Origin of the sequence: Pontibacter virosus (genome assembly GCF_003096355.1) — a bacterium.
Taxonomy (GTDB): domain Bacteria; phylum Bacteroidota; class Bacteroidia; order Cytophagales; family Hymenobacteraceae; genus Pontibacter; species Pontibacter virosus.
On record NZ_QEKI01000034.1, the window covers coordinates 1 to 2,389 of the forward strand.

Consider the following 2,389-nt stretch of genomic DNA (forward strand, 5'->3'; position numbering starts at 1 on the left):
TAGCTGGTTTTAAAAAGCAGCGGATAAGGGCTATCTTTTGGATTCACATTTAACTTCTAATTTAAGATGAAAAAAAAGAGCCTACCCTTATCCAGACTGCCTGTACTAATGTAGCGGGATTCAGCGAGCTTTACGAGAAGTTCTCCAAAAAAATCACCGTCGCCGGCCGCGGCCAGAGCACGCTCAAAAACTACAGCCACCACCTGGCCAAGGTGGCCCTGCACTTTAACTGCCTGCCCACCGAGCTGGACCCCGATCAGCTCAACGACTACCTCTACCTGGTAAAGCAGGAGCACAACACCCCCTCCAACTCCTACTTCAAGTTCACCGTCTACTCCCTGCGCTACGTCTTCCGCATGGAGGGTCTTAAGGACAAGCGCATCGAGCTGCCCGCCCTCAGGCGCGAGGGCAAGCTGCCTGTCGTGCTCAGCAAGCCCGAGGTCAGAAGGTTGCTCCGTGCTCCCAAGCTGCTCAAGCACCGCGTGCTGCTGGCCACTCTCTATGGCTGCGGGCTGCGCTGCAGCGAGGCCTGCAACCTCAAGCTGGCCGACCTGGACTTTGACCGCCGGATGCTGCACGTGCGCCAGGGAAAAGGGGGCAAGGACCGCTACGTGCCCCTGAGCGGCCACCTGATCCGCGGCCTGGAGGCCTACATACAGGCCGAGTGCCCGCAGACCTGGCTCTTCAACGGCCAGGTGCAGGATAGTGAAGAGGGGCTACTGGACAGGCGCTACAACACGGCCGGCATCCAGTGGGTGGTGCGCTCGGCCCGCCGGGCGGCCGGCCTCTCCAAGCAGGTCACGCCCCACACGCTGCGCCACACCTATGCCACCCACCTTTTGGAGGACGGGCTGGACATCGTCTCCATCAAGGACCTGCTGGGCCACGCCTGCATCGACACCACCATGGTCTACCTGCACGTGGCACAGTCGGGAAGGAAGAAGCCCTTCTCCCCGCTCGACACGCTTTACGCCTAGTGCGCCCCCGGTTTGAAGTGGCCCAGGTGCTGCAAAAGCACTGGTCAGCAGTAGAGTCCAGCACCGGCATCAACTCCTGGCAGCTGCGCACCCTTGGCGCCATCATGCGCTGCCGCACCCAGGCCATGGGCGGGCACGTGGACGCCTGCTCAGACTGCGGCCAGGTGCGCGTCAGCTACAACTCCTGCCGCAACCGCCACTGCCCCAAGTGCCAGGGCAGAAAGCGCGAGCAGTGGATCCAGGCCCGCCAGGCCGAGCTCCTGCCCGTGCCCTACTTCCACGTGGTCTTCACCCTGCCCGACACGCTCAACCAGCTGGCCCTCCATCAGCCCAGGCTCGTCTACGACACCCTCTTCGAGGCCGCCTGGCAGACGCTGCTCGCCTTCGCCCGCGACAAGAAGCACCTGGGGGCAAGGCCGGGCATGGTGGCCGTGCTCCACACCTGGGGCCAGACGCTGTCGCTGCATCCCCACCTGCACTGCATCGTGCCCGGCGGCGGGCTCACCAAACATGGCAACTGGAAGGGAGCTCGCGGCAAGGGGAAGTACCTCTTCCCGGTGAAGGCCATGAGCCAGGTCTACAGAGCTAAGTACGTGCAGCTGTTGAAGGAGAAACTGCCAACAGTAGAGAAAGAGCTACTAAAGGCACTGTTCGGCAAACAGTGGGCGGTGTATGCCAAGCGACCCTTCCCGGGGCCCGAACATGTGGTCGAGTACCTGGGCCGCTACACCCACAAGATCGCCATCTCCAACCACCGTCTCACAGCCGTGGACGAGCAGTCGGTGAGCTTCTCTTATAAGGACTACCGGCAAGGGGCCAAAAAGCTGGAGATGAAGCTCGGGGGCATGGCCTTCATCCGCCGCTTCGCCCTGCACATTCTGCCCAAGGGCTTTGTCAGGATACGCCACTACGGCATCCTGAGCGGCACTAGCAAGGGCTATAGCATACCCGTGATCCGGGAGCAGCTGCCCGAGGGGAAAAGGCAAAAAGTAGAAGTGCGCCAGCTAGAGGTGTACAATCCTTTGCTCTGCCCTTGCTGCAAAAAGGAGACGATGGTCACCCTGCAGGTGCTCACCAAGCGGGGGCCGCCACAGGGCCTGAGGACGCAGCGCAGGAACCGGGAGTTCGAATAAGGATATAAAAAAAGCCACCCGAGAAGGTGGCCTGGCGCAGCTATGCCCCTGCGGCAGCAAATGCCTTGAAAAGAGCGGGAATCCTCCCCCGGAAACAGCAGAAAGTATCTATTATTACCCCGCCAGGCCCGCCTCCAATGGGCCAACCAGCTACCTGAAAGCCCGGGGCAAGTAGCGCAGAGCTAATCTCTTCCGACTTAAAACCCATAACGGGTCGCACGGTTAGTGCAACCACGGCTTCATTGTCGGAACTCCGTACCCAACGAAGCCTTAGTTGTT

3 protein-coding genes are annotated in these 2,389 nt (G+C 60.9%); 2 read left to right on the forward strand and 1 reads right to left on the reverse strand.

Annotation, left to right across the window (positions count from 1 at the left end):
* Window positions 1-212 precede the first annotated feature (212 nt).
* Window positions 213-977: a tyrosine-type recombinase/integrase gene (locus tag C8E01_RS21345; RefSeq protein WP_116545487.1), complete on the forward strand. Its 765-nt coding sequence runs from the start codon at window positions 213-215 to the stop codon at window positions 975-977.
* On the forward strand, window positions 977-2,110 hold the full coding sequence (locus C8E01_RS21350; protein ID WP_116545488.1) for an IS91 family transposase: 1,134 nt from the start codon (window positions 977-979) through the stop codon (window positions 2,108-2,110). Before C8E01_RS21345 ends, C8E01_RS21350 begins: the two co-directional genes overlap by 1 nt.
* Window positions 2,111-2,150: 40 nt before the next feature.
* Here C8E01_RS21350 and C8E01_RS21850 read toward each other — a convergent pair.
* Window positions 2,151-2,389, reverse strand: a 239-nt coding sequence (locus tag C8E01_RS21850) for a hypothetical protein (RefSeq protein ID WP_207774935.1), incomplete at its 5' end; no start/stop codon positions are given.